This is a genomic window from Aeromonas sp. S18(2024), from assembly GCF_041402525.1.
Taxonomy (GTDB): domain Bacteria; phylum Pseudomonadota; class Gammaproteobacteria; order Enterobacterales; family Aeromonadaceae; genus Aeromonas; species Aeromonas enteropelogenes.
In genome coordinates, this window is sequence record NZ_JBGLQV010000003.1 from 114,216 (window position 1) to 140,952 (window position 26,737).

At 61.6% G+C, this 26,737-nt stretch carries 21 protein-coding genes; 10 read left to right on the forward strand and 11 right to left on the reverse strand.

All coding sequences use genetic code 11. The features are described 5' to 3' along the window. Positions 1-58: 58 nt before the first annotated feature. From rplY to ACB034_RS06785, 5 genes are all read right to left on the reverse strand, one after another. Positions 59-346: a 50S ribosomal protein L25 gene (gene rplY, locus ACB034_RS06765; protein WP_024945378.1), complete on the reverse strand. Its 288-nt coding sequence runs from the start codon at positions 344-346 to the stop codon at positions 59-61. Between the two features lie 117 nt (positions 347-463). Next, a complete protein-coding gene (locus tag ACB034_RS06770; protein WP_371172429.1) occupies positions 464-1,312 on the reverse strand; it encodes a hypothetical protein in 849 nt (282 codons plus the stop codon). A gap of 96 nt (positions 1,313-1,408) precedes the next feature. Then, entirely contained in the window at positions 1,409-5,308 is a 3,900-nt protein-coding gene (hrpA, locus tag ACB034_RS06775) for an ATP-dependent RNA helicase HrpA (RefSeq protein ID WP_371172430.1), read from the reverse strand. A 213-nt stretch (positions 5,309-5,521) separates the two neighbouring features. Next, positions 5,522-5,944 carry a CBS domain-containing protein gene (locus tag ACB034_RS06780; protein ID WP_342009817.1) on the reverse strand — a complete coding sequence of 141 codons (423 nt, stop codon included), beginning with the start codon at positions 5,942-5,944 and terminating at the stop codon, positions 5,522-5,524. 148 nt (positions 5,945-6,092) lie between these two features. Further along, complete coding sequence (locus tag ACB034_RS06785) at positions 6,093-6,983, reverse strand: LysR family transcriptional regulator (protein ID WP_371172431.1); 891 nt, start codon at positions 6,981-6,983, stop codon at positions 6,093-6,095. A gap of 115 nt (positions 6,984-7,098) precedes the next feature. Here ACB034_RS06785 and ACB034_RS06790 point away from each other — a divergent pair, with 115 nt between their 5' ends. The 5 genes from ACB034_RS06790 (at position 7,099) to ACB034_RS06810 (ending at position 12,305) form a co-directional block, all read left to right on the forward strand. Then, entirely contained in the window at positions 7,099-8,250 is a 1,152-nt protein-coding gene (locus tag ACB034_RS06790; protein WP_371172432.1) for a methionine aminotransferase, read from the forward strand. Between the two features lie 8 nt (positions 8,251-8,258). Beyond that, entirely contained in the window at positions 8,259-9,074 is an 816-nt protein-coding gene (locus tag ACB034_RS06795; protein ID WP_371172433.1) for a carbon-nitrogen hydrolase family protein, read from the forward strand. Positions 9,075-9,125: 51 nt separating this feature from the next. After that, complete coding sequence (locus ACB034_RS06800; RefSeq protein WP_061477437.1) at positions 9,126-9,896, forward strand: ABC transporter substrate-binding protein; 771 nt, start codon at positions 9,126-9,128, stop codon at positions 9,894-9,896. 336 nt (positions 9,897-10,232) lie between these two features. After that, positions 10,233-11,660 carry an exodeoxyribonuclease I gene (gene sbcB, locus ACB034_RS06805; RefSeq protein WP_061477435.1) on the forward strand — a complete coding sequence of 476 codons (1,428 nt, stop codon included), beginning with the start codon at positions 10,233-10,235 and terminating at the stop codon, positions 11,658-11,660. A gap of 144 nt (positions 11,661-11,804) precedes the next feature. Next, entirely contained in the window at positions 11,805-12,305 is a 501-nt protein-coding gene (locus tag ACB034_RS06810; protein WP_124238540.1) for a hypothetical protein, read from the forward strand. Positions 12,306-12,374: 69 nt separating this feature from the next. Here the strand turns inward: ACB034_RS06810 and ACB034_RS06815 are convergent, their stop codons facing one another. Further along, a complete protein-coding gene (locus ACB034_RS06815) occupies positions 12,375-14,084 on the reverse strand; it encodes a glycoside hydrolase family 36 protein (RefSeq protein ID WP_371172434.1) in 1,710 nt (569 codons plus the stop codon). Between the two features lie 168 nt (positions 14,085-14,252). Between ACB034_RS06815 and ACB034_RS06820 the strand changes: the two genes are divergently transcribed. The 5 genes from ACB034_RS06820 to asd all read left to right on the forward strand — a co-directional run bounded on the left by ACB034_RS06820 (position 14,253) and on the right by asd (position 19,405). After that, complete coding sequence (locus ACB034_RS06820; protein ID WP_026457331.1) at positions 14,253-14,609, forward strand: CidA/LrgA family protein; 357 nt, start codon at positions 14,253-14,255, stop codon at positions 14,607-14,609. Then, a complete protein-coding gene (locus tag ACB034_RS06825; RefSeq protein WP_124238175.1) occupies positions 14,606-15,292 on the forward strand; it encodes an LrgB family protein in 687 nt (228 codons plus the stop codon). Before ACB034_RS06820 ends, ACB034_RS06825 begins: the two co-directional genes overlap by 4 nt. 175 nt (positions 15,293-15,467) lie before the next feature. Continuing rightward, the gene (gene cdd, locus ACB034_RS06830) at positions 15,468-16,361 is read left to right on the forward strand and encodes a cytidine deaminase (protein ID WP_371172435.1); all 894 of its coding nucleotides are present in this window, start codon (positions 15,468-15,470) and stop codon (positions 16,359-16,361) included. Positions 16,362-16,718: 357 nt separating this feature from the next. Continuing rightward, a complete protein-coding gene (locus ACB034_RS06835) occupies positions 16,719-17,984 on the forward strand; it encodes a D-amino acid dehydrogenase (protein WP_371172436.1) in 1,266 nt (421 codons plus the stop codon). Positions 17,985-18,292: 308 nt separating this feature from the next. Beyond that, a complete protein-coding gene (gene asd / locus ACB034_RS06840) occupies positions 18,293-19,405 on the forward strand; it encodes an aspartate-semialdehyde dehydrogenase (RefSeq protein WP_223377571.1) in 1,113 nt (370 codons plus the stop codon). Positions 19,406-19,663: 258 nt separating this feature from the next. Here asd and fdhD read toward each other — a convergent pair whose 3' ends face one another. The 5 genes from fdhD to ACB034_RS06865 form a co-directional block, all read right to left on the reverse strand. After that, the gene (gene fdhD / locus ACB034_RS06845; RefSeq protein WP_342009807.1) at positions 19,664-20,479 is read right to left on the reverse strand and encodes a formate dehydrogenase accessory sulfurtransferase FdhD; all 816 of its coding nucleotides are present in this window, start codon (positions 20,477-20,479) and stop codon (positions 19,664-19,666) included. Between the two features lie 12 nt (positions 20,480-20,491). Further along, a complete protein-coding gene (locus ACB034_RS06850) occupies positions 20,492-22,588 on the reverse strand; it encodes a sigma 54-interacting transcriptional regulator (protein ID WP_371172437.1) in 2,097 nt (698 codons plus the stop codon). A 369-nt stretch (positions 22,589-22,957) separates the two neighbouring features. Beyond that, positions 22,958-23,374, reverse strand: coding sequence for a hypothetical protein (locus ACB034_RS06855; RefSeq protein ID WP_026458725.1), 417 nt, complete (start codon positions 23,372-23,374; stop codon positions 22,958-22,960). Positions 23,375-23,473: 99 nt separating this feature from the next. Then, positions 23,474-25,618 carry a formate dehydrogenase subunit alpha gene (gene fdhF, locus ACB034_RS06860; RefSeq protein WP_371172438.1) on the reverse strand — a complete coding sequence of 715 codons (2,145 nt, stop codon included), beginning with the start codon at positions 25,616-25,618 and terminating at the stop codon, positions 23,474-23,476. A 44-nt stretch (positions 25,619-25,662) separates the two neighbouring features. Beyond that, a complete protein-coding gene (locus ACB034_RS06865; RefSeq protein WP_371172439.1) occupies positions 25,663-26,268 on the reverse strand; it encodes a 4Fe-4S binding protein in 606 nt (201 codons plus the stop codon). Between the last annotated feature and the right edge of the window lie 469 nt (positions 26,269-26,737).

Genomic DNA, 26,737 nt, shown 5'->3' on the forward strand with positions numbered 1-26,737 from the left:
TCGGAAAGCAAAAAGCCACTCCTGAAAGTGGCTTTTTCTTCAACCGGACAGTTAGCGATTAAACGCGAACGAAGTCCAGGTGAACCAGCTTGTAACGTACCGGGTGACGCTGGATAGCTTTCACTTTTACGTTAACTTCTTCGCCGTTGATCACCAGAGTCAGTACGGACTCATAGAATTCCGGCTTTTCTTGAGCCAGGATGAATTTCTTGTGGTCAACAGTGATGGACTGAGCTTCTTTACCTGCGCCGTAAACGATGGCAGGAACTTGGTCAGCATGACGCAGGCGGCGGCTCGCACCTTTCCCCAGGTCAGAACGGACTTCAGCTTGGAATACGAAAGACATAGTAAGTATCTCTTTTAGATGAATGTATGGTGTTGACTGCGACCGGTCAGCACCTCGCAAAACGAGCGCGAATACTACCACGGGCCAATATCGGATACAAGGCGCGCACTTCTTTATTTAATTGCCCTCTTCCAGCCTGGCAAACTGCTGTTGACGCTGGCCCGGGCTCAGGGCATCAAACTGCGCCAACGTCTCGGCGCGGGGGCAATAGAGCGCATCCCCGGTCTTGACCCGAATGCCGTTGCTCAGTCGGGAGCGATTGTCCGCCGCCAGCGCCAACAGGTAGCTGTAAGTGTCCGCCCCGATGCGATTGGCGAGCTGATTGGCGATACGCCACAGGGTCTCACCAGCAGCCACCCTGTGGCACAGAGCCCGCCCCTCCCCAGCCGCCGGTTCGAGTTCCGTCAGCTCATCATATTGATAGGAAGGCGGTGACATCCCTTCGGCCAACACCATGCCGGCTCCTGCCATCGTCCGGACGTTCATCCCCAGTTGTGCCAGCAGAGGCTCAGCCCCCTCGTCCCACCCGCGCAGCGCTCGTTCATTGCGCGCCAGCTCCGGCATGCGGAACTCGGCGATAAAGGGAATCAGGGCATCATCCTCACGCGGTGACGCAGCCACCAGAGTGGCGGCAGGCGCCGTGGTCACGCCCTGATTGGGGGCAACCCCGTAGGCCATTTCGTCGATGCGCCTGAGCCTCGCCAGATAGGCTTTGGAGAGTTCAGCCTCCCCTTCGAACAGATCGAACGGCGGCACCAGCCTGGCAGGAAAGAGGATCTGCCAGCGCCCGTTTTTCTGCCTTTGCGCCAGCGGCGGAAACTGGTTGCCATGCCAGGCCACGAACATGGCGGGGGGGGTGCGCCCCAGCGGATAATATTCCGGGTTCAACTGTACCCAGGTTTGTTCGGCAATAGGTTGGTAACCGCTGATCACCACCTGCGCCACACTCAACCAGATCCCCAGCATCCTGCCTCCCAGACTGGTTTGGCAACGGGGCGGCCAACCCTGACCCTCCCCTTGTCAACGACATATATCATCTTGTTAATTCAGACAAATAGCAGCTTAGCACTGGGCGATGGCGTTTAGCACCCGTTTATCGGAGACCGGATAGGGGGTCCCCAGATTCTGGGCAAAGAACGACACCCGCAGCTCCTCGATCATCCAGCGGATGTTGGCCACCTCGGTGGGCACCAGCTGGGATTTGGGGATCTTGGCCAGCAGCGCCTTGTATTCCGACTCCACGCTGTGCACCTTGAGCATGTAGACCCGATCCCGGTTGGGATCGATGGCCAGCTTCTCCAGGCGCCGCTCGATGGCACGCAGGTAGCGCAAGAGATCCGGCAGCCGCTGCCAGCCGGTCTCGGTGACAAAGCCCTTGTGGATGAGGTTGCCGAGCTGCTGCTGGATGTCGGACATGGCAAAGGCGGTGTCGAGCTGCATCTTGCCCTTGAGCCGTTTCTTGATCTCATGGGAGAGGGTCAGCACGGCTTCCACCTGTTTGGCTACCTCCACTACGGCGTCGTTGAGCTCGGCGCGGACATACTCCTTGAGCGCCTCGAAACCGGCCTCGTCCCAGGCCATTCCGCCGTGCTGCTCAATCAACTTGTCGCAGCCGCAGGCGATGCAGTCATCGATAAGCTCCGCCACCTTGCCAAACGGATTGAAGTAGAGCCCGAGTTTGGCCTTGTTGGGCAGCTTCTCCTGCAGATACTTGATGGGAGATGGCACGTTGAGCAGCACCAGACGGCGCTGACCGGCCCACATCAGCTGCTGTTGCACCACCTGGCTCTCCACCAGCTGGATGGCGACCGAATCCTTCTGATCCACTAACGCCGGATAGGCCTTCACCTCGAAACCGCTGCGCTTTTGGCTGTACTCCTTCGGCAGCTCGCCAAAGCTCCAGAGGGTGAGGCCGGACTGCTCGATGTCGTCGTCCGCCACTTGCGACAAGGTCTCCTGCACCTTGCCGCGCAGGGACTCTTTCAATGCCTCCAGGTCTTTGCCTTCCGCCACCTTCTTGTGCTTGTCGTCCACGACCCGGAAGGTGAGTTTCAGGTGATCGGGAACCGCGGTCCAATCCCAGGATTCGCGGGGCACGGCCACGCCGGTCATGCGCCGCAGCTGGCGCTCCATCTCATCCAGCAGCGGCCCCTGCTCGGGGTTGATGCTGGCGAGCAGGGCATCGGCATAGTTGGGGGCCGGTACGAAGTTCTTGCGCATCGGCTTTGGCATCGACTTGATAAGGGCCACCAAGAGCTCGTGACGCAGCCCCGGGATCAGCCACTCGAACCCTTTCACCTCCACCTGGTTCAAGAGCGGCAGCGGGATATGCAGGGTCACGCCATCGGCGGCCTCCCCCGGTTCGAACTGGTAAGTCAGTTTGAGCTTGAGGCGCCCTTGCTGCCAGAAGTTGGGGTAGTCGAGATCGCTGATGTGGGCCGCATCCCCCTTCATCAGCATCTCTTTTTCGAAGTTGAGCAGCTCGGCGTCCTGCTTCTGCGCCTCTTTCCACCACTTGTCGAAGTGGCGGCTTGATATCACCTCCTCCGGCAGGCGAGCATCGTAGAAGCGGAACAAGTCCTCGTCATCCACCAGAATGTCGCGCCGACGGGATTTGTGCTCCAGCGCCTCCACCTCCGCCAGCAGCTTGCGGTTGTCACTGAAGAAACGATGGCGAGTCTCGAAATCCCCCTCCACCAGGGCGCGGCGGATAAACAGCTCGCGGCACAGGGCCGGATCGATGCGGCTGAAGTTGATGGTGCGCTCGGCAACCAGGGTCAGGCCGTAGAGGGTCACCTTCTCCTTGGCCATGACGGCGCCGTTTTTCTTCGACCAGTGGGGATCGCTGTGGTGCAGCTTGATGAGGTGGCCCGCCAGCGGCTCCACCCACTCGGGTTCAATCCTGGCGTTGATGCGGGCGTAGAGGCGCGAGGTCTCCACCAGCTCGGCGGCCATCACCCACTTGGGCGGCTTCTTGAACAAACCCGAGGCCGGGAACAGATGGAAGCGGCCATTGCGGGCGCCGAGAAACTCCGGCTTCTCCAGATCCTTGTTGCCAATATGGCTGAGCAGGCCCGTTAGCAGGGCGCAGTGCACCGTCTTGAAATCCGCCGGCTCCTGGTTGGCTTTAAAACCCAACTCTTTCACCGTCTGGCGCAGCTGGAAGTGGATGTCCTGCCACTCGCGCACTCGCAGGTAGGAGAGAAACTCCTTCTGGCACATGCGACGGAACGGATTGCTGCCAAGGGCATCCTGCTGCTCTTTCAGGTAGTTCCACAGATTGACGAAGGCGAGGAAGTCGGAATCCTTGTCTTCAAAGCGTCTGTGCTGCTCGTCGGCGGCCTGCTTTTTCTCCATGGGCCGCTCGCGGGGATCCTGAATGCTGAGGGCGGCGGTGATCACCATCACCTCGCTCAAACAGCCGATTTGCGCCGCGCTGATCACCATTTTCGCCAGACGCGGATCAAGGGGGATACGCGAAAGCTGGCGACCTGTCTCGGTCAGTTGCAGCTTGGCCTCGCGATCGCCCGTGGCAGGCAGCTCGCGCACCGCCTCCAGCTCTTTGAGCAGGGTCAGGCCATCCTTGATATGGCGCGACTCCGGCGGCTCGACGAAGGGGAAGGCCTCCATGTTGCCAAGGCCGAGCGCCAGCATCTGCAGGATGACGGACGCCAGGTTGGTGCGCAGGATCTCGGGATCGGTAAAAGCCGGACGGCCGTTGAAATCCTCCTCCGAGTAGAGGCGGATACAGATGCCGTCCGCTACCCGGCCGCAACGCCCTTTACGCTGGTTGGCGCTGGCCTGGGAGACCGGCTCGATCGGCAGGCGCTGCACCTTGGTGCGCCAGGAGTAACGGCTGATGCGGGCGGTCCCCGGATCGATCACGTAACGAATGCCAGGCACGGTGAGAGAGGTCTCCGCCACGTTGGTGGCGAGCACGATGCGCCGCCCAGCGTGGGGCTGGAATACCTTGTTCTGCTCGACGTTGGAGAGGCGGGCGTAGAGCGGCAGCACCTCAGTGTCGCGCAAGTTGAGCTTGCGCAGGGCATCGGCGGTATCGCGGATCTCCCGCTCGCCGTTCATGAAGATGAGGATGTCCCCCAGCCCTTCGCGGGCCAGCTCTTCGACTGCATCGAAGATCCCCTGCAGTTCGTCGCGCTCCTCCAGCCCCTCACTCTTGTCACTGACGAGGGGGCGGTAGCGTACTTCTACCGGGTAGGTGCGGCCGGAGACCTCGATCACCGGCGCCTTGTTGAAGTGGCGGGAGAAACGCTGCGGGTCTATGGTGGCCGAGGTGATGATGACCTTGAGGTCGGGGCGCCTCGGCAGCAGTTGCTTCAAGTAACCCAGGATGAAGTCGATGTTGAGGCTGCGCTCGTGGGCCTCGTCGATGATGATGGTGTCGTACTGGGTCAGCATCCGGTCATTCTGGATCTCGGCCAGCAGGATACCGTCGGTCATCAGCTTGATGTGGGTCTGCTCGCTCACCTGATCGGTAAAGCGCACCTTGTAGCCCACGTAGTGACCGAGCTCGGACTCCATCTCCTCGGCGATGCGCGCCGCCACGGTGCGAGCAGCAAGACGCCGCGGCTGGGTGTGGCCAATAAAGCCTTTCACCCCGCGCCCGAGGGCGAGACAGATCTTGGGGATCTGGGTCGTTTTGCCCGAGCCGGTTTCCCCCGCGATGATCACCACCTGATGCTCTTGAATCGCCTTGGCGATTTCCGCCTGCTTCTGGCTGACCGGCAGATTGTCCGGATAAGTGACCCTGGGGACGCCCGCCAGACGGGATTGATAGCGCGCCTCGGCCACATCCAGATCGGCGGCAATGGTCTCGAGCACGGCGGCCTGCTTGGCTTCCGGCAGCTTCTTGGCCCCGTGCAGACGGCTGGAGAGACGGCGGGCGTCGAGGTTCATGCAGGCAGATAGACGGCGGCGCAGCGCCTCGATAGAGAGAGACAAGGTACGAATTCCTTAAAAGAGTGCCCATCAAGGGCCATATCGATAGCTGGGGGTGATCCTAAAGAGCGGGAATGAGTGGTGCAAGCCTTTCAGTATCTGGCGTTAATGGTTCAAGGCTAACTGCCCAAAAATGGCCGCAAGCCAAGGGCAATCCATATCAGAGACAAAAAAGCAGGCCAGCGGCCTGCTTTTGAGATAGTCACGTGTAGCGGCTTAGCCGTGCGCATGATGAACGAAGCAGGTTGTCAGCTGGGCATGGATAGCCTGCATCACGTTGTGGCGGTTGATCACCCCCACCAGATGCCCATCCTCCACCACCGGATAGATCTTGGGTTTTTGCCCCATCATCATCTCCGCCAGCGCCAGAATGCTGGTATCCGGCCCCACCGTCAGCACCTCCTTGCGCATCACATCCTTGACCTGGGCCACCTGCTCGCAGTGATAGGCCTCCCTGAGCATGACGGCGATGCAATCCTGTTCGGAGATCCAGCCGATCAGGTGTCCCTTGTCATCAACAACCGGCCCCCCCAGCTGGTGGCTGTTCAAGAATTTCTCCACAGCCGCTTGCACCATCATGTCCGCCTTGAAGGTGATCGGCCTGTTTTGCATATAATCCCTGGCTTTTAGCGATTCCATATCCATTCCCCCAATCGGCGCCTTGCGCGCAGATACCGGCACTATGCACGGCTTATACCAAGCATAGCCCGCTCACCACAGTATGGTCTTGTCGCCACCTTGTACCAAGGCAGCATTACATCACATATAAGAGTCAGAATTATATTTGTCAGAAAGAGGGGCGCTCGCCCAGCAACCACTGGCAGACCCGGGTTACGCCGGGAGGCGGGTTGCCTGGGCGGGCAAGCAGGGCGTATTCGTGATCCGTCTCCAGCACGGGGGCGAAGGGGGCCACCAAGGCGCCGCTCTCCAGCTCCTCGGCCACTATGGTGGGATCCCCGAGAGAGAGGCCAAACCCTTGCAGCGCGGCGTTCATCGCCAAGTCCAGGGTGTCGAACAGCTGCCCCCCCTGGGACTGCCAGGGGATGTCGAGGAAGGCGGCAAACCAGTTGCGCCAGTCCCGCCGATCGACGCTGGCATGGATCAGGGGGAGCAAGGGGAGCTCCTCCAGGGAGCGCTCGAACAGGCGGTGCTTGGCGGCGAAGGTCGGGGCGCAGACCGGGGTCAGCCGCTCCCGGAACAGGGGCTGGCTGTTGGGATAGCGCCCCAGGCAGGGCTGGTAGACGATGGCGAGATCGAACGGCTCCCGGGAGAAGTCGATGCCGTGGTGGTGGCTGCCGCGTACCTCCACCGCCTCCCCCTCGAACGCCTGCAGCCGCCGCAGCACCCAGCGGCTGGCGCAGGAGGGCACCTTGATGCTGATGGCCTGCTCGTGGGGCAGGGCCTGCAGCGCGCTGAGCCCCTCCCCCATGCGCACCAGCCCCTCCCGGATGAAGGGCAGCAGGCGCTCGGCGGCCGGAGTCAGGGTCAGGCTGCGGGTGCCGCGCACGAACAGCAAGTGCCCCAGGCGCGCCTCCAGCTGGGCGATCTGCTTGCTCACGGCCCCCTGGCTGACGCACAGCTCGTCGGCGGCCAGGGTGAAGCTCAGGTGACGGGCGGCGCACTCGAAGACCTGCAAACCGTAGAGGGGCAGCTGGGTGCGCGGCGGGGTGAACAACATGACAAGCCTCCATGCTTGAGAAAAACTCATGCATACCATGCCGAATAATCCGTTGTCCGGCAAGCGCCCCGGGGGCTAAAACAGGGGCTCATTCCCACACTCAGGTGACGGCGCCATGTCTTCCCCCCAGGTTCTCAGCAAACTGCCCCAGGTGGGCACCACCATCTTCACCGTGATCGGGGATCTGGCCGCCCGCCACCCCAGCATCAACCTCTCCCAGGGGGCGCCGAGCTTCCCCTGCGATCCCGAGCTCATCCGGGTGACCCACGAGGCCATGCTGGCCGGCGAGAACCAGTACGCCCCCATGACCGGGCTGCCCGCCCTGCGCGAGCAGCTGGTGGCCAAGATTGCGACCAGCTATGGCCACCACTATGACGCCGGCGAGGAGATCACCATCACCGCCAGCGCCAGCGAGGCCCTGTTCTGTGCCATCACCGCCCTGGTTCACCCCGGTGACGAGGTGATCATGTTCGAGCCGGCGTTCGACAGCTACCGCCCCATGATCCAGCTGCAGGGGGCCACCCCCGTGGTGATCGCCCTCAAGGCGCCGGACTTTGCCATCCCCTGGGAGGAGGTGGCCGCCCGCATCACCCCACGCACCCGCATGATAGTGCTCAACACCCCCCACAACCCGACCGGCACCGTCTGGCAGGCGGCGGATCAGGAGCACCTCGCCCGCCTGGTGCGCGGTACCGACATCCTGATCCTCTCGGACGAGGTGTATGAGCACGTGGTGTTCGACGGCGCCCTGCACCAGAGCGTCATCCGTTACCCGGAGCTGGTGGAGCGCTCGGTCGCCGTCTTCTCCTTCGGCAAGACCTTCCACGTCACCGGCTGGCGCGTGGGCTACTGCGTGGCCCCCCGTTCCCTGATGGAGGAGATCCGCAAGGTGCACCAGTTCGCCATGTTCGCCGCCGACACCCCCATGCAGTACGGCTTCGCCCACCTGTTGCAGCAACCGACCCACTATCAGGGGCTGGCGGCCTTCTACCAGCGCAAGCGCGACTTGCTGACCTCGGCCCTGGCAGAGTCGCGTCTGACCCTGCTCCCCTCCGCCGGCAGCTTCTTCATGCTGGCCAGTTACGAGCGCATCAGCGACGAGTCCGACAGCCTGTTCGTGCAGCGGCTGATCCGCGATCACGGGGTCGCCACCATCCCCGTCTCCGCCTTCTATCACGACGGCACAGATCAACGGGTCATCCGCCTCTCCTTCTCCAAGGATGACGACACCCTGCTGGCCGGCGCCGAGCGCCTGTGCCGCGTCTAGGAGGCCACATGGAGAACGTACGCGTCGCCGTGCTGCAGATGGTCTCCGGGGATGACCTCGACCACAACCTGACCCAGGCCGAGGCGCTGCTGCGCCAGGCGGCGGCCGAGGGGGCCGAGTTCGCCCAGTTGCCCGAGTACTTCTACCTGATGCCAGAAGATGAGCGGGCACGGGTCGCCCTGGCCGCCCCCGTCGGCGATCACCCCCTGCTGGCCTGGGTACAGGGGCTGGCCCGGGAACTCGGGATCTGGATCCTGGCCGGCACCCTGCCACTGGCCAGCCACGAGCCCGGCAAGATGCACAACAGCAGCCTGCTCGTCGACCCCGAGGGCCGCCTGGCCTGCCGCTACGACAAGCTGCATCTGTTTGGCTTTTGCACCGGGCAGGAGCAGTATGACGAGGCCGCGACCATGACCCCGGGGGAGACGGTAGTGAGCCATCCCCTGCCCTGGGGACTGCTGCGCCTCGGGATCTGCTACGACCTGCGCTTCCCGGAGCTGTTCCGGCTGGGGCCGGCCCCCGACGTCATCGCCCTGCCCGCCGCCTTCACCCACACCACGGGGCTCGCGCACTGGGAACTGCTGCTGCGGTCCCGGGCGGTGGAGAACCTGGCCTTCGTGCTGGCCTCGGCCCAGGGGGGACACCACCCCGGCGGGCGCCGCACCTTCGGCCACAGCATGATCATCGACCCCTGGGGCCGGGTACTGGCCCGGGTCGAGGAGGGTCAGGGCATGGCCATCGCCACCCTGGATCTGGCAGCCCAGCGCACGGTGCGCAGCCAGCTACCGGCCCTCGCCCATCGCAAGATAGCCGTCGGCCCCTAGGCCGACACTCGTTACGACCATCGACACGACGCCACACTCAAGGGACTGACTATGAAACTCAACACCGCAATGATGCTGGTGGCCCTGGCCACCACAGGCCAGGCCGCCGCCAAACCCCTGGTGATCGCCACCGACGCCACCTATCCCCCCTTCGAAATGGTCGACAGCAGCGGCAAGCTCGGCGGCTTCGAGGTCGAGCTGGCCTACGCCCTGTGCGAGGCCATGAAGACCGAGTGCGAGGTGATCAACCAGCCCTGGGATGCCCTGCTCCCCGGCCTGCAGGTGCGCAAGTACGACGCCATCATGTCCTCCATGAACATCACCGACGAGCGGCGCCAGAAGGTGGACTTCAGCCAGGTCTACTACATGATGCAGAACCGCTTCGTGGGGCGCAGCGACAAGGCCGCCGACTTCGCCGACGAGCCGGCGCACTTCAAGGACAAGGTGATCGCGGTGCAGGAGGGCACGCCCCAGGACAACTTCGTCACCGCCCGCTACGGCGACGTGGCCAAGATCAAGCGCTACGTCAACGCCCAGTCCCCCATGCTGGATCTGCAGTCCGGTCGCGCCGACTACACCTTCGGCAACATGGTGCAGTTGAAGGTGGGCTTCCTCGACAAGGAGATGGGCAAGCAGTTCGCCTTCGTCGGTCCCCAGTTCAACGGCACCCAGGACAAGATCCTGGGCGAGGGGGTGGCGGTGGCGCTGCGCAAGCACGACGACCAGCTCAAGAGCCAGTTCGATGCCGCCATCGAGAGCGTCAAGGCCGACGGCACCTTCGAGCAACTGCTCAAGAAGTACCAGCTCGAAGATCTGCTCTAAGCGCTCAACTGGCGGACCCTAGGCCACAACTTGCCATGCCGGTCGGGCAACCCGACTGGCATGGTCTTTTTGGGAGTGCTCACCGCCCCTCAATGCCGTGGCAAGCGCAAGACATGCCCGCAGGCAACATTCGCCGTTGCAGATGGTCAGGACGCCCTGCCTGCCGACACTCCCAAGTACCTCCCCCATTTTCCCCCTGCCGATTAAACCAGCGGACAATTCCCCCAAGCTTCGCTCTGGCGGCACTATGGTTTACCATGCAGGCAATTGTGGTGCCTGGCACCGCCCACCTTGGCGCCAGGCGCCGCCGTCACCGGATACCCCATCTCGAACAACATGAGCAAGACAGCGCACCCGGGCAGCGAGCCCACCTTTTACTTCCACGATTACGAAACCTTCGGCATCAGTCCGGCCAAGGACAGACCGGCGCAGTTTGCCGGCATTCGCACCGATGCGGATTTCAACCTCATCGGCGAGCCGCTGGTGATTTATTGCAAGCCACCGGCGGACTATCTGCCGCAACCCGAGGCTTGTCTGGTGACCGGCATCACGCCGCAAAAGGCGATGAAGGATGGGCTCTGCGAGGCGGACTTCATCCGCCAGATCCACGAGCAGTTTGCCACCCCGGGCACCTGCGTGTTGGGCTACAACAGCATCCGTTTCGATGACGAGGTGACCCGCTACACCCTCTATCGCAACTTCTACGACCCCTATGCCTACAGCTGGCAGAACGGCAACTCCCGCTGGGACATCCTCGACATGCTGCGGGCCTGCTACGCCCTGCGCCCGGAGGGGATCGAGTGGGCCTTTGATGAAGAGGGCAAACCGAGTTTTCGGCTCGAAAAGCTGACGGTGGCCAACGGCGTGGCCCACGCCAATGCCCACGACGCGCTCTCCGACGTCCTGGCCACCATCGAGATGGCCAAACTGGTTAAAAAGGCCCAGCCCAAGCTGTTTAGCTACCTGTTTGACCTTCGCAACAAGAACAAGGTCAAGGCCCTCATCGATGTGGTAACCATGAAGCCGCTGGTCCATGTCTCTGGCATGTTCTCCCCCTGGCAGGGCTGCGTGAGCTGGGTATCGCCGCTCGCCTGGCACCCCACTAACCAGAACGCGGTGATCATGGTGGATCTGACCCGCGATCCGACTCCACTCATCGAGCTGTCGAGCGAGGAGATCCGCGAACGGCTCTACACCAAAAAAGAGGAGCTGGGGGATCTGGCCGGCATTCCGGTCAAGCTGGTGCACATTAACAAGTGCCCTGTGCTGGCACCGGCAGCCACCCTGACGGCAGAGCGCGCCGACCAGCTTGGCATCGATCGGGAGCAGTGCCGCAAGAGCCTGGATCTGCTGCGCGCCCACCCCGAGGTGCGGGAAAAGCTGGTGGAGGTGTTCAATCAGGAATTTGCCGGCAGCACCGACAAGGATCCGGATACCCAGCTCTACGCCGGTTTCTTCGGCCATGGCGACAAATCCACCATGGATCTGGTGCGCGCCACCCCGCCGGATCTGCTGGGGGAACGGGAATTCGCCTTCAGCGACGCCCGCCTGCCGGAGATGCTGTTCCGCTACCGCGCCCGCAACTGGCCCCATACCTTGAGCGAGGCGGAACAGAAGCGCTGGCGTCTGCACTGCAGCGACTACTTCAACCATCATCTGCCTGATTACGCCCCTCGCCTCGAAGCGCTGGCAGAACAAAATCAGGGTAACGAACGGAACTTTGCGATTCTCAAGAGTCTCTATCGCTATCTGGAAGAGTTATGAGTTGTGAGTGATTTCACATAAATCTCCCCCACGGTTCCCCTTCATCGCGCAATAATGACGAAGGGGAATTTTCCTCAAGTACCAATATCTTGTGAACGTCTCGCCATGATGGTGAGACCCGGTCAACCGGATACCTGTCTGCCTATGCCTTCTTTGCGCGCGCTGTCTGGATTACTGGCTCTGCTGCCCCTGTTTGCCCAGGGCGCCTATCGCTTCGAGATGCCGGACTACCTTGCCCGACTGCCGGAGCAGACCTACCAAATCGTGGCCCACAGCTTCAACACCCTCTACGAGAAGACCGATTTTACCCCCCAGATCACCAACAGCTACTTCAACGACTCCCCCCTCTACAAGTTTGTCGGGGTACCGCTGGCCATCAGCGCCCACTCGGGCTTCCAGCTGGAGGTGTTCGGGCAGGCCTACAACCGCGCCTCCCAGGCCTATGTGCACCTGAGTGAGGACATGTCCCTCTATCGGGTGATGCGCGTGGATCTTATCGGCAACCCCAACGATCAGCTGGCCATCGGCTTTGGTCTCGGCGTGCCATTAAGCTCGCAACTGACCCTCAAGGCCATCGTCTCCAACAACGATATTCCGGGCTATGGCTCCGCCAATTACGCCGTCGGTTTTGAGTGGCATTACTGACCCCATTGAAAATCTCATAGAAAAATCAGGCTCCTCACGGAGCCTGATTTGTTTGTCACTGCGTCTTGATCAGAGGTAGCGGATCACTCGCCCCTCGCCCCCTTGCAGGGTGATCGAGGTGCCAACCGGCTGTTCATCCCAAAAATCCACTCCGCCTTCTGGCAGCAAAAACTCCTGGGGCAGTGCCTCCCAGTTGAACAGGCAGAGCAAAGTCCCGCCACCTGGCAGGCTCACCTCGCCGCAGGCAAAGTCCATCGCCTCGAAACGGGCGGAAGGGGCGCGGGCCGCACACAGAGCCAGCAACCGCTTGAGCTGCGCCCCCTGCGCCTCGTCAAGATCCTGCAGCCTGTCTCCCGCCAGCATCATGCCGCCGCTTGCCACCAGCGCCGCCAGATGGAAGTGGTAATCGGTGGCGCTGGCCTGCTGACTCGGCAGATCCCGCAGGCAAATGCAGTCGGGATCCAGCGCCCACAGCCGATCGTTTTGCCAGGCACGGCAAAATGCCTCGCGGGCTATCTGGCGAAAACGGGGGCCGTGGCGCTCCACGTCATCGCTCACCCGCATGCCGTGCACCAGCCCCAGGCTCGGCCAGATGGGGGCGTTGCAGCCGAGCAGGAAGGCCCCCTCGCCCGCCCCGCGCAAGATGGCGGCCATGCCGCGCCGATAGGCCTCGACCCGGGTGGCGGACGGGTCGTGGAACTGGCCGCCGTGAATGGCGCCCCAGAAGTTCGCATCGAGCTTGAAGTAGTGGATGCCCCACTGCTCGCGCAGGGTACGAAACACCCGTTCGAGATGGTCCTGCACTTCGGGATGGGTGCCGTCCAGCACATACCAGGGAGTGCAGCGCCAGCCGCCGTAGGTGACCCGCTCGGAAGGCAGCGGCAAGCCGTCATCTCCTTTCACGAACCAGTCGGGGTGATCCTGAAAGACCTGCGAGGTGGGCTCGGCGATAAAGGGGGCGACCCAGAGGGCGGGCTCGCAGCCGGCGGCGCGGATCTCTGCCGCCAGCGTCGCCACCCCTTGCTCGAATTTCGCGGAAGGGGTGAGCCAGTCCCCCATTTTGGCCTGATAGCCATCGTCTATCTGCACGTAGCGCAGGGCCGGGAAGCGCTCGGCGCGCACCGCCAGGTTCTCGCGAATATCGGCGGCGCTCACATCGCTGTAGTAGTGATACCAGGAGCACCAGCCGCTGGGGCGAGTGGTTACCTGGTCGATCAACGAGCCATGCTCAGCCTCGATCAGAGTCGCCAGCTCGGCCAGCAGATCCTCACGCTCCGGCCCTTCCAGGCAAATCAGCGCCTCGCTCTGCCAGTGCTGGCCGGCAGGCAGCAGACGATCCTCGCAGTTCATCAGGATCTGCAGGCGACCATCGGGATAGAGGCGAAACTCGCCGCCAAAGCGGTGGCAGCTGGCGAAGGCGAGCAGCAGCCAGCCCTTGCCGTGCTCTACCAGCAGCAGGTTGTGCACAGTGTGAAAGCCTTCGTCACCCGTGATGCGATAGACGCTGGCATCGGGGCAACGCCCCACCGACTGTGGCGATTGCCAGCTGCCCATGGTCTGGGCCAGCATCTGGAACCCCTCCCCATAGATGGAGACATCGGGCGAGAGGCCGAGCTTGCCGTCAAACAGCACCCAGCGCCCCACCGGGGTATCGTCACGCCCCGTGTTGTCGAGGCGCACCCGACAAAGGGGGCCATCCCATTGGCGGGTTTGCAACAAGTGCGCGGGCAGATCATTATCGGTCGCCAGCTGGCGGATACGGGACAAGAGGGATGTCATCACTACTCCTTGTAGTTCGAAAAGGGTTCTATCAGACAATTTTCAAAAACGAAACTTCAATTAAATCAGCTTCAAACGAACTGATTTCAGCTGTTATTGTTTTAATGCCGCGACCCGGCCTCTCTGGTAAACTGCGCTTTTCTTCACAGTTACCAAGAAGGGGCTCACGTGATCGCGCAACGTGCCTTGCTATACCTTCGTGACTTTATGGTCATCGTCGCCTGCCTGCTGGCAGGCAAAACCGTGGCAGCCATCCTGCCCTTCGCCTTCCCCGGCAGCATCATCGGCATGCTGCTGCTGTTCGTGCTGCTCTCGCTGCAACTGGTGAAGTTGCAGTGGGTCGAGCTCGGCGCCGGTCTGCTGCTGCGCCATATGGGGGTCCTGTTCGTGCCGGTTGCCGTGGGCCTGGTGGCCTGGCTGGAACCCCTGCGCCAATCCCTGGGCCTCATCATGCTTTGCATCGTGGTGGGCATAGTGCTGATCCTCGGCACCGTCGGGCACCTTTACCAGAGGATGAACAAATGATCTTCTGGCTCGCCATTCCCCTGACCCTGGCGCTCTATTTTGCCACCCGGGCGCTCCATCGCCGTCTGCCCTGGCCCATCATCAATCCGGTGCTGGTGCCCACCACCGTCATCATCGGCCTGCTGCTCTGGCTTGACCTGCCCCTTGAGCAGTACGAAAGCGGCACCCGCCCCATCACGGCGCTGCTGGAGCCCGCCGTGGTGGCGCTGGCCCTGCCGCTCTATCAGCAGGCACGCCAGATCCGGGCCAGGCTCAAGCCCATCCTAGTCTGCACCCTGGCCTCGGTATTGATCTCGGTATGTACTACCTTGCTGATCGGTCATTTTATGGGCGCCGACCCGGCACTACTTGCGTCCCTGATCACAAAATCCATCACCACGCCGCTGGCCATGAGCGTGAGCCAGTCCCTCGGCGGCATTCCCGCCATCGCCGCAGCCGTGGTGGTGGTGGTCGGGATCATCGGTGCCCTGATTGGTTATCCGCTGCTCAAGCTGATGCGGGTCACTGACCCCGAGGCCCAGGGGCTGGCTGTGGGCGCCTGTGCCCACGCCATCGGCACCGCCACCTCCGCCGAACAGGGCATAGTCCAGGGGGCCTTCTCGTCGCTCGCCATGGTGGTGTGCGGCATTCTCACCGCTGCCGTCGCGCCACTCCTGTTCACCCTCTATCACTGGCTGAGCTAAGCCTTCGTCAGGCGGGCCTACCGGCCCGCCCGTGCGACCTGCCGCACAATTTGCACAAGACAAACGTTTCCATTACTATCCCGCTCAGTTTGCCCGTCAGGGCGTGAGCAAGCTCACACAATTCACCGAGCTTGCTCCCTACAATGGCCCCCCAATTGGCCTTTGAGGACACACTATGCATCCCCGTTTTGCCAAGCCACTCGATACCCTGCCCGCCCCGCTCAAAGCGGCGCTGCTGCCCATGCTCGACCCTGCCGACGGCAGTGCGTTCAATGCCCGTTTTACCTCGGATCAGGTCGCTACCCTGAAAGCCGCCAGCGGCCTTGATGATCGCGCCCTGCGCCTGGTTCTGCTGCCGCTGGCCGCCGCCTGCTCGGTCGCCCCCATCTCCAAGTTTTTTGTCGGCGCCATCGCCTGCGGCCTGAGCGGCACCTGGTATTTCGGCGCCAACATGGAGTTTGCAGGCCAGGGGCTGTTCCACTCGGTACATGCTGAACAGTCCGCCATCTCCAATGCCTGGCTGGGTGGTGAGACCGGGATCTCTGAAATCACCGTCAACTACACCCCCTGCGGCCACTGCCGCCAGTTCATGAACGAGCTGAGCACCGCCAAGACCCTGCAGGTTTCCCTGCCCGATGATCTCAGTGCCCTGCAATCCTTCCTGCCCCACTCCTTCGGGCCGGCAGATCTCGACATCACAGATGCCCTGATGAGCCCGCAGTCCCACGACGAGCTGGCCCTGGAGAGTGAAGATCCCCTCTGGCAGGCTGCTCTGGCCGCCGCTCGCCAAAGCTATGCGCCCTACAGCCAGGGTTATGCCGCGGTGGCGCTGCAATTTGCCGATGGCCGCCTCTTCTGTGGCCGCTACGCCGAGAACGCCGCCTTCAACCCCAGCCTGCCGCCGATGCAGATGGCCTGCGCCCATGCGGTGCTGAACGGCGCAGATCTCGCCACCATCCGTCGCGCCGTGCTGCTGGAGAGCAAAAACGGCCAGATCAGCCAGCGCGATGCTGCCCAGTCCACCCTCAAGGCACTGGGATCGGTGGAGCTGGAGTACCTGGCTGTCTAACCGGCCACTTTGCCTCTCTATCGCCAAGGCCCCCGCATCCCGGATGCGGGGGCCTTTTTTATCTGGATCCGCCCCCTTTGATACTCAACGAACTCCGTTGCCTCTCATGTCCGGAGTTCAACTGAATCGCCGTCACGGCGGGTGTCGCACGCCTGTTCCGGCCACTTGCAAGTGACGCCATGCAAAGGCGCCCAACCTGTCGCACTTAATGCCATAAAACCAATCATCAACAACATTGAAAACCAGTTAAATAAATGTAAATAGATATTTATGCCAATTATATCTTACCCAGTTGAATATACTGTGGCGGCTGATTAAGGTGGGGGCCTTATCAAGGCATCAGTCAAGGAAAGACGTATGGAGATAGTGGTACTCGGGGGTGGCGTCATTGGTGTAACCAGCGCCTGGTATCTGGCAAAAGCGGGCCATCAGGTGACCCTGCTGGAGCGGCGAGAGGGGGTGGCGCTTGAAACCAGCCACGCCAATGCCGGCCAGATCTCCCCCGGTTACGCTGCCCCCTGGGCGGCCCCCGGCATTCCCCTCAAGGCGGCCAAATGGATGCTGCAAAAGCATGCACCCTTCACGGTGCGCCCCACCGCCGACCCTTTCCAGCTGCGCTGGATGCTGAAGATGCTGGCCAACTGCACCCCGGCGGCCTATGCCACCAACAAGGGGCGCATGGTGCGCCTGGCCGAGTACAGCCGCGATTGCATGAAGGTGCTGCGCGATGAACTGGCACTCGACTACGAAGGACGCCAGCTCGGCACCCTGCAACTGTTTCGAAGCCAGACCCAGCTGGATGCCAGCAAACGCGACATCGAGGTGTTGGAAGAGTATGGCGTCCCCTACCAGTCGCTGGATGACAGCGGCTGCGAGGAGGCCGAACCGGCCCTGGCACGGGTGCGCGGCAAGATAGTGGGCGGCCTGCGTCTGCCTGGCGACGAGACCGGCGACTGCTTCCGCTTTACCAAGGCGCTGGCGCTGGAAGCGCAGAAACTCGGGGTCAAATTCATCTTCAACTGCGATATCGATGAGATTGAGGTCGCCCATGGCCGCGCCGTGGCAGTGCGCGCCGGTGAGCAACGATACCGTGCCGAGGCCATCGTCTGCGCCCTTGGCAGCTACGGCACTGGCTTCCTGCGTCCGCTGCTGCGCCCGCTCGGGCTGGAGCTGCCGGTCTATCCGGTCAAGGGCTACTCCCTCACCCTGCCGATGACCAATCCGGATGCGGCCCCCCGCAGCACAGTGCTGGATGAAACCTACAAGGTGGCCATTACCCGTTTTGACGAGCGGATCAGGGTCGGCGGCATGGCGGAGCTTTCGGGCTACAACCTGGTGCTCAACCCCAAACGCCACGACACCCTGGCCATGGTGGTGGGCGATCTCTTCCCCGAAGGGGGGGACATCAGCCGCGCCGAGTTCTGGACCGGGTTGCGCCCCATGACGCCGGACGGCACCCCGCTGGTGGGCCCAAGCCCCATCCCCGGGCTCTGGCTCAACACGGGCCACGGCACCCTGGGCTGGACCATGGCGGCAGGTTCTGGCCAACTGCTCTGCGATCTGATTAGCGGCAGTGCAACCGCCATCAGCGACGAAGGGCTGACCCTGGCTCGCTACGCCTGAGTCGCCCCAGACTCCATCGGCAGGCCACCTTATGCAGGTGGCCTGCCTGTTTTTTCACCCCCGCCTCTCCCCGCTTCTTTTCTGCGCCGCTTTTTCCGCCTCCCTACGGTGTTCACACCGCTGGATATTGCAGCGAACGACACAGAATATTGCGCAATTCGACTTGCGCCCGCCGCCACAATCCGTAATGTGGACAGACACATTTTTCGCAACTCGTATTTTGTAACCAGCTTGTAAATGGCCGGCGCCATACAAGGGGTCACGGGATCCACAACGCTTTATTAAGCAGCTATCCAGGGTAGGACATTATGAAAAAAGTAGGTTTGGTCGGTTGGCGTGGCATGGTGGGATCGGTTCTGATGAGCCGGATGCAGGAAGAGCAGGATTTCGCCCATATTCAACCTACCTTCTTCACCACTTCCCAGGCCGGTGAGGCCGCCCCCAACTTCGGCGTCGATGCCGGCACTCTGCAGGACGCCTTCGATATCGAAGCGCTGGCCAGGCAGGATATCATCATCACCGCTCAGGGCGGTGATTACACCAAGGATGTCTATCCGCGCCTGAAGGCCGCCGGCTGGCAGGGTTACTGGATTGACGCCGCCTCTTCCCTGCGCATGGAGCAGGACGCCGTCATCATTCTGGATCCGGTCAACGGTGACGTCATCGAGCAGGCGCTGAACGATGGCATCAAGACCTTCGTTGGTGGCAACTGCACCGTCAGCCTGATGCTGCTGGCCCTGGGCGGCCTGTTCAAGGCCGATTTGGTGGAGTGGGTGAGCGTGGCCACCTATCAGGCCGCCTCCGGTGGCGGTGCCCGCCACATGCGCGAGCTGGTGACCCAGATGGGGATCCTGCGCGACGAAGTGGCGGTAGAGCTGGCGGATCCCGCCTCCGCCATTCTCGATATCGAGCGCAAGATCACCGAGAAGACCCGTTCCGGCACCCTGCCGGTGGACAACTTCGGCGTGCCGCTGGCCGGCGGCCTCATCCCCTGGATCGACACCAAGCTCGACAACGGCCAGAGCCGTGAAGAGTGGAAGGGCCAGGCCGAGACCAACAAGATCCTGGGGATCCAGGATGCCGCCATCCCGGTGGATGGTCTGTGCGTGCGGATCGGCGCCCTGCGCTGCCACAGCCAGGCGTTCACCATCAAGCTGAAGAAGGATGTGCCGCTGGCAGAGATCGAATCCCTGCTGGCCGCCCACAACGACTGGGTCAAGGTGATCCCCAACGATCGCGACATCACCGCCCGCGAGCTGACCCCGGCTGCCGTCACCGGTACCCTCAGCATCCCGGTGGGTCGTCTGCGCAAACTCAACATGGGCCCCGAGTACCTGGCCGCCTTCACCGTGGGTGATCAGCTGCTGTGGGGCGCCGCCGAGCCCCTGCGCCGCATGCTGCGTATCCTGCTGGCCCGCTAATTCGCCGCGCCAATGCCAAAAGGGCGGGGAGCCACACTCCCCGCCCTTTTTTACGGTCCCTTGCTGGTGGCTCCTTTGTCCGTCACTCGCACCTGATGGCACAGGGCAAGCCACGCCCATTACGCCTTAGCGTTTCTGCCCCATCCCTGTGGGTGTATTCCAGTTCTGTTCCACCCACTCAACGCCAATGTCAGCACTGAATGTCACTACTGATGCCTGTGCCCACCCTGGCGAAGTAGTCAGGATCCAGGCCCGCACTTATGCCAGCACGATACGCTGGCAGCCGCTGTAGATCTCGGCGCGCCCCGGGCGACAGAACCCCACCAGGGTGAGACCGGTCTGCTCGGCCCGCGCCACCGCCAGTTCGGTGGCAGCCGAGATGGCGAGCAGGATCTCCACCCCGGCGCTGGCAGCCTTTTGCACCATCTCGAAGCTGGCGCGGCTAGTCACCAGGATGGCGCCATCGCGCCGGCCGGTGCGACACAGGTGGCCCACCAGCTTGTCGAGCGCAATATGGCGCCCCACGTCTTCGCGAATGGCGAGGATGTTGCCCGCCCCGTCCACATGGACGGCGGCGTGGGTGGCGCCGGTGCACTGCCCCAGCAACTGCAGGGGGCGCAGCCCATCCAGCACCTTGTCTATAAGGCCTATCGCAAAGCGCTGGCTGTCCGGCAAGGGTGGCAAGGTGCGCACCACCTGCTCCAGACTCTCGCTGCCACAGATGCCGCAACCGGTGCGTCCCGCCAAGGTGCGCCGCTTCTCTTTCAGGCGATAGATGCAGCGATTGGCCAGGGTGATGTGCAGCTCGATGCCCTGACAGCCATTGACCTGCTCGATGTCGTGAATGTCGTGCAGGCCGTCGATGATCCCCTCAGAGAGGGAGAAGCCGATGGCGAAATCTTCGAGATCGGCGGCCGAACACATCATCACGCTGTGGGCGATGCCGTTGTAGACCAGCGCCACCGGGGTTTCGCAAGGCAGCTGCATGGCGCTGTCGGTGGTCACCTCACGCCCCTGATAGTGCACCACCTCGCGCGGCGCTGTGCACCGGAACACGTCACTCTCTTGCCACATCTTGTTGCCGCCTTATTCGATGATCCTGGGATCCTTTGCCGAAATACCGAGCCGCTTCATTTTCGAGAGCAGGGTGGTGCGCTTCATGCCAAGACGCTGGGCCGCCCCCCGGGCACCGGCGACGATGCCGTTGCTCTCCTTGAGCGCCGCGATGATCGCCTCGCGCTCATCCTCCGGCCCCTGCCGGAACAGGGGGGCATCGGGCTCGTCATAAACCATGGTCTCAATCTTGTGATAGCCCTTGAGAGGCAGCAGCTCGTCGGGGGAGAGATTGAGCACCTGACCGCGGGTCATCACCACGGCCCGCTCTATGATGTTCTCCAACTCGCGAATATTGCCGTACCAGGGGAGCGACACCAGCATCTTCATGGCATCGGCCGGAATGGCGGTGATGGTGCGGCGCATCCGCTTGGCGATCTTCTTGATAAAGAAGTTGACCAAAAGCGGTATGTCTTCGCGCCGCTCGCGCAGGGGCGGCAGCTCGATGGGAAAGACGTTGAGCCGGTAGTAAAGGTCGCTTCGAAAGCGCTTATTCTTGACCATGGAGAGCAGATCGCAGTTGGTGGCCGCCACCAGCCGCACGTCCACGGCGATGGGGTTGCTGTTGCCCACTCGCTCCAGCTCGTGCTCTTGCAACACCCGCAACAGCTTGGGTTGCAGATCGATGGGCATGTCCCCCACCTCGTCGAGAAACAGGGTGCCCTTGTGGGCCCGCTCGAAGCGGCCGATACGCTGGGTCAGGGCGCCGGTGAAGGCTCCCTTCTCGTGGCCGAACAGATCGCTCTCGATAAGGCCGGTGGGAATGGCGGCGCAGTTCACCTTCACCATCTCCCGGCTGCTGCGGGCACTGAGTTGATGAATAGCCTGGGCGATCAGCTCCTTGCCGGTGCCCGTCTCCCCCAAAATCAACACGGTGCAGTCGCTCTCGGCCACCAGCCGCACCTTCTCCATTACGCTCGCCATCACGGGGCTCTGGTAGATGATGTGGGAGAACTCTCCCCGCACGGCGGGTTCGCCAATGCGAAGGGTCTTCTCTTTCGCGCCGTTGGTGTTGGAGATTTCCTGCTGCGACTGCACGTTGTTCATGGCGATCGCCGTGCGCGCCGCCACCTGTTCGAGCAGGGAAATGTCGATATCGACGAAGAAATCCACCTCCGGGTGAGAGAGGATCAACACTCCCAGCAGGTTGCCCCGATAACGCAGCGGCAAGATGCAGGAGCTGTTGGCCTCGGGGGGCAGGATCTGGGTGGCGAAACGGCAGTGGGCATTGCAGCCGTGGCCATGCTCGCGATAGATGAAATAGGGTTCGCTGTGACCCAGGGCCCCCTGCAGGCAGTTCTTTTCGAAACAAGAGTGGTCGATAATGCCGGGCTGCTCGCTCTGGCTTTCGTTCACCAGATAGCTCTTGAAGCTGTCGGAGGTGGCGTTGTATTCAGCAAGACAGAGGCTGCTGATGGCAAAATGGTGCTGCAGGATGGCAAACAGGCTTCTTGGCAGCTCGGCGATGCGCACCAGTTTGATCACCGCATTGGTTACGTCCACCAAAATTTTGCAGCTGTCGCGCTCAAGGCGCAGGGAGTGGGCCTGCTCCAGGGTGCGCTCCTTGTCCTGCACGTTCTCCAGCGCGATGGCGATGATGGCCGCCAGCTGGGTCAGTTTGGCCAGCACCTCCATGGGAAAGGCGCGAGCCTCGCGGCTGATGAACTCCACCCCGCCCAGGTGGCTGCGAGCGGTAGTGATGGGCAGTTGGCAGTAGGATTGCAGGTCATCATAGACGGGGGTGCTCGCCAACAGGGCGCAGCGGTTTTCAAAGCGGGCGGCGGGTAGAATGATCGCCTGCTCCCTGGAAAAGTGAAGGTCTGCCTTGCGGCAGACGAGGTGCCTTGGGCCCCTCTCCCCCATGTAGCAGAAGATGGCCTCCTCCCCCGTCCCCTGGTTGAGGATCAGGTTGACCCGGATCACGTCGTCGAAACAGACGTCTATCTTGTTGAGTTTCTTGATGAAGTCATCGAGCGTCACGGCCGACAGCAGGCTTTTTGAGAGCAGGAGGAAACCGTCATCCCAAATGGGGGAGATCTCGTCCAGCGGGATGGCACTCACATTCAGCATTACGGCCTCACATTGGATCAGTGTCAGTCACAGAGCCAGCCTGCCATGCCGTGGCATACTGATTCGCCATAGCGACCGGATATAACAACAAGGGGTCGCCCTCATGCTGCTGACAAATATTGAATGGCATGATGCTTTATCAAATGTTGCAATTCAAAACGGGCACGTAACGAACAATAACAAAAGATAACATCGTCAGCGTCGATATATTCAAAGCTGGCGTGCCATCATAATGAAGCAGCGGGTTCATTACAAATCAGGCTGAATATTTTCTCGCGCATTTGTCCACATTTAATCAAGCCCGCGATTAAATAACTGATAATTAATTCAAGAGTGCCGCCCGAATTATTTGACGCTGAGCAATCTGGCTCACTGGCACTGATCACCCTGGCCCTGCTGCCACTGCAGATGTCCGCTTTTCAGTCCACCCAGGATGAAGAGCGCCGAACAGCCCTGAAAGGCCATCAGCAGCCAGCTGGCGTTGTCGGCCAGCTCCTGCGCCACCGTCCGGTGCGTAAGGTAGACCAGTAAAGTGATCAGCCCCAGCAGCATGGTGTTGATCAAGGTGGTCGAGACGAAGGCGATCAGCCAGGCGATAGTGGTACTCAGCGCGGAAAATACCCCGCGCATGGCCAGCCGCGCCGCCATGAAACAGCCGAAAAAACCAAAGCCCAACAGAAATATCATCTCGTCTTGCCAGATATAACAGCCAATACCCAGCAATATTGCGACGAAATAGCCGCAAATATAAAAGATACCGAATAACCGGTTGATATCATGTTGCATGATCTCACCCATATTGAAATTTAACCAAGACAAGGGTGACCGACTCACAAGATGAGTCGGTCCCTTATTTTTTATCTCCCCGAAGAGAGTGGTTGCCAATTACCCTTTGGCGGCGCTGCGCAATTTTGCCTTGAGCGCGCTGTACTCGGTCTGGACGTAGACTTCCGCCTCGGCCTGATCCGCGATGCGCTCAATTTTCACCGCGCAGTACTTGTACTCCGGCGTGTAGGAGACGGGGTCCACGTGCTCGATGGTGAGCTCGTTGCAGGCCCCGATCCACCACTGGTAGGTCATGTAGACCACCCCGGCGTTGACCCGCTCGTTGTAGTTGGCCCGGGTAATGACCTTGCCGCGCCGCGACGAGATCCAGACCAGCGCCTGATCCTTCACCCCGAGTTTTTGGGCATCGCTCGGGTGGATCTGCACATAACCGGGCTCATCGGCCAGGGTCTGCAGCGCCGAGCAGTTGCCGGTCATGGAGCGGCAGGAGTAGTGGCCAACTTCGCGCACGGTGGAGAGCACCAGCGGATACTCGGCGCAGGGCTGCTCCAGCGGCGCGCGCCACTCGGCGGCAATCAGCTGACCCTTGCCGCTCGGGGTGCTGAACACATTGCCCTCGAACAGGGTACTGGTGCCCGGGTGATCCTCGGTTGGGCAGGGCCACTGCACGCACTTGAGATCCGCCATCTTGTCATAGCTGACCCCGGCGTAAAGCGGGCAGAGCGCGCGCAGCTCGTCCCAGATCTCTTCGGTGTTGTGGTACTCCATGGGATAACCCATGGCGGTGGCCATCAGCGAGAAGATGGCCCAGTCGGGTTTGACGTTCTCAAGGGGCGTCACCGCCTTGTAGAAACGCTGGAAGCCGCGATCCGCCGAGCTGTAGACCCCCTCGTGCTCGCCCCAGCTGGTGGCGGGCAAAATGACATCGGCCATCTCGGCCGTCTGGGTCATAAAGATATCCTGCACGATCACCAGCTCCATCCCCGCCAGGGTACGGCGGAACTGACCGAGGTCTGCCTCGGTCTGGGCCGGATCTTCCCCGAAGATGTAGAAGGCCTTGCACTTGCCCTCCTCCACCTTGTGGCCCAGCTCCGTCAGGCGATAGCCGGGCTTTTGGGAGAGCGACTCCACGCCCCACGCCCTGGCAAACTTGGCGCTGATCTCGGGGTCACTCACCGACTGATAACCCGGGAACTGGTGCGGCAGCATCCCCATGTCGCAGGTGCCCTGCACGTTGTTCTGACCGCGTACCGGCCCACAGCCGGTGCCACGGCGACCGAAGTTGCCGGTCAGCAGCGCAATACCCGCCAGCCCCTTGACCACGTCCACCGCCTGACCGTATTGAGTCACCCCCATGCCCCACAGGATCATGGAAGCAGGCGATGCGGCATAGGTGCGAATGGCGGCGCGGATATCCGCGGCTTTCAGGCCGGTGATCCCCTCCACGTATTCCGGGGTGTACTTGGCCACCGTGGCCTTGAAGGTGTCGAACCCTTCGGTGTAGTTGGCGACGAACTCCTTGTTGTAAAGCCCTTCGTTAATCAACACGTTGGCGAAGGCGTTGACCAGCGCCATATTGGAACCGTTTTTGAGCGGCAGCCACTGATCGGCGATGCGGGCGGTCTCCACCATGCGCGGATCACACACAATCACCTTGGCCCCGTTTGCCTTCGCCTTGAGGATATGGCGGGCAACGATGGGGTGAGAGTCAGCAGCGTTGTACCCAAACACCAGCAGGCATTGGGTCTCTTGAATTTCGGGAATGGCGTTGCTCATGGCGCCGTTGCCTACAGTTGTCTCCAGACCGGAGACTGAGGGTGCGTGTCACACCCTCGCGCAGTGGTCGACGTTGTTCGTTCCAAGCACGGCGCGGGCAAATTTCTGCATCACATAGTTGGCTTCATTGCCGGGGCCACGGGCAGAGCCGGTGGTCATGATGGCGTCCGGGCCATATTTCGCCTTGATGGCAGAGAGGCGGCTGCTGGCAAACTCGATGGCTTCGTCCCAGGAGACGGCTTCGAGCTTGCCACCACGCTCGCGGCGGATCATCGGGCTCTTGAGACGGGGGGTCAGCAGGTTGGTGTCGTTCAAGAAATCCCAACCGTAATAGCCCTTGAGGCAGAGCTGCCCCTCGTTGGTCCGGCCGTTGGCGCCTTCAGCCCCCACCACCTTGTCGTTTTCAACCAGCAGGTTGATCTTGCAACCGGTGCCGCAATAGGGGCACACGGTAATGACTTTTTTCATGACTCACACTCTTTTATTAACGAAAAATGTTCGGTAAAGCCCGCTCAGACCTGCGCCGGGACATGGCCTGCCAGCAGCGCCTCGGCACTGGCCAGCTGCTTTTGCCGGTTCAGGGTCTCAAGGCTCTCCGGGGTGACCAGTCGCAGCGCCTGGGTCGGGCACACCTCGACACAGGCCGGGCCCGCCTCGCGGTGCTGGCAGAGATCGCACTTGAGCGCCTGCGCCTTGGTCTGCGGCCGCTTGAAGAGCGAATCGGCCGTGGGGGTCACCTCTTTCACCACCACCGCCATGGCGCCGTAAGGACAGGCCACCACGCAGGACTTGCAGCCGATGCAGCGCGCCTGCAGCACCTTGACGCAGCCATCCTCGCTGACGATGGCGTTGTTCGGGCAGGCCATGGCACAGGGCTTGTCTTCACACTGACGGCAGAGCACCGGCGTGGTCACCTTGCTGCCCACGATCACCTTCAGGCGCGGCTGAAAATGGCTGTCTTTGGAGACCAGATGTCCATCCTCGATGGCAAGATGCAGGCCGCCCTCCCGCGCAAGGGTCCCGCTGCAAGACCCTGACTGGTGTGAAACGGCGCACGCCACCTCACAGGTACGACACCCAATACAGAGACCGGGATCGGCAATCACGAAGCTGTTCATAGAGAGGGATCCTAAATGGTTCGTTACACCCGACCGCCCTCACCCACCAGGCAGGCGACAACGCGGTCTGCCCCCACAAAGCATTTATCAGACCAACACGGACGGATGGCCCACCATAAAATCACAAACCTATGAAAATAAAGAGGTAATCTGGATGATAAACATGGCATTTGCCGTAACTGACGAGGGTGACGAAGGGGCCAGCTCCCTGCTCGACATGACAAAAGTGACGAGGTCGACACTGGGTGTCTACATACTTAGTTCGATAATCGGGAGGAAAAACTACGTAGACCAGAATGAACAAGAATGCGAGACAGAACTTCTTTACTGATGGGTTTGTTGATCTGGAGCTAGTTTTTGACACCACCGACTTCTGTTTTTTATCCGACCAGTTACTATGACTCACTTGACAATCATATTAATTGGTGGTGCGTCATGAATATGAAAAGTAGAGCATCGTCAGTTACAA

Coding starts and splice junctions, on each gene's coding strand:
- ACB034_RS06795 (WP_371172433.1), top strand. CDS start 8,259: ATGGAGAACGTACGCGTCGCCGTGCTGCAGATGGTCTCCGGGGATGAC.
- ACB034_RS06865 (WP_371172439.1), bottom strand. CDS start 26,268: ATGAACAGCTTCGTGATTGCCGATCCCGGTCTCTGTATTGGGTGTCGT.
- ACB034_RS06770 (WP_371172429.1), bottom strand. CDS start 1,312: ATGCTGGGGATCTGGTTGAGTGTGGCGCAGGTGGTGATCAGCGGTTAC.
- ACB034_RS06800 (WP_061477437.1), top strand. CDS start 9,126: ATGAAACTCAACACCGCAATGATGCTGGTGGCCCTGGCCACCACAGGC.
- ACB034_RS06825 (WP_124238175.1), top strand. CDS start 14,606: ATGATCTTCTGGCTCGCCATTCCCCTGACCCTGGCGCTCTATTTTGCC.
- ACB034_RS06790 (WP_371172432.1), top strand. CDS start 7,099: ATGTCTTCCCCCCAGGTTCTCAGCAAACTGCCCCAGGTGGGCACCACC.
- fdhD (WP_342009807.1), bottom strand. CDS start 20,479: ATGTGGCAAGAGAGTGACGTGTTCCGGTGCACAGCGCCGCGCGAGGTG.
- ACB034_RS06785 (WP_371172431.1), bottom strand. CDS start 6,983: ATGTTGTTCACCCCGCCGCGCACCCAGCTGCCCCTCTACGGTTTGCAG.
- rplY (WP_024945378.1), bottom strand. CDS start 346: ATGTCTTTCGTATTCCAAGCTGAAGTCCGTTCTGACCTGGGGAAAGGT.
- ACB034_RS06855 (WP_026458725.1), bottom strand. CDS start 23,374: ATGCAACATGATATCAACCGGTTATTCGGTATCTTTTATATTTGCGGC.
- ACB034_RS06810 (WP_124238540.1), top strand. CDS start 11,805: ATGCCTTCTTTGCGCGCGCTGTCTGGATTACTGGCTCTGCTGCCCCTG.
- sbcB (WP_061477435.1), top strand. CDS start 10,233: ATGAGCAAGACAGCGCACCCGGGCAGCGAGCCCACCTTTTACTTCCAC.
- asd (WP_223377571.1), top strand. CDS start 18,293: ATGAAAAAAGTAGGTTTGGTCGGTTGGCGTGGCATGGTGGGATCGGTT.
- cdd (WP_371172435.1), top strand. CDS start 15,468: ATGCATCCCCGTTTTGCCAAGCCACTCGATACCCTGCCCGCCCCGCTC.
- ACB034_RS06815 (WP_371172434.1), bottom strand. CDS start 14,084: ATGACATCCCTCTTGTCCCGTATCCGCCAGCTGGCGACCGATAATGAT.
- ACB034_RS06850 (WP_371172437.1), bottom strand. CDS start 22,588: ATGCTGAATGTGAGTGCCATCCCGCTGGACGAGATCTCCCCCATTTGG.
- ACB034_RS06780 (WP_342009817.1), bottom strand. CDS start 5,944: ATGGAATCGCTAAAAGCCAGGGATTATATGCAAAACAGGCCGATCACC.
- ACB034_RS06835 (WP_371172436.1), top strand. CDS start 16,719: ATGGAGATAGTGGTACTCGGGGGTGGCGTCATTGGTGTAACCAGCGCC.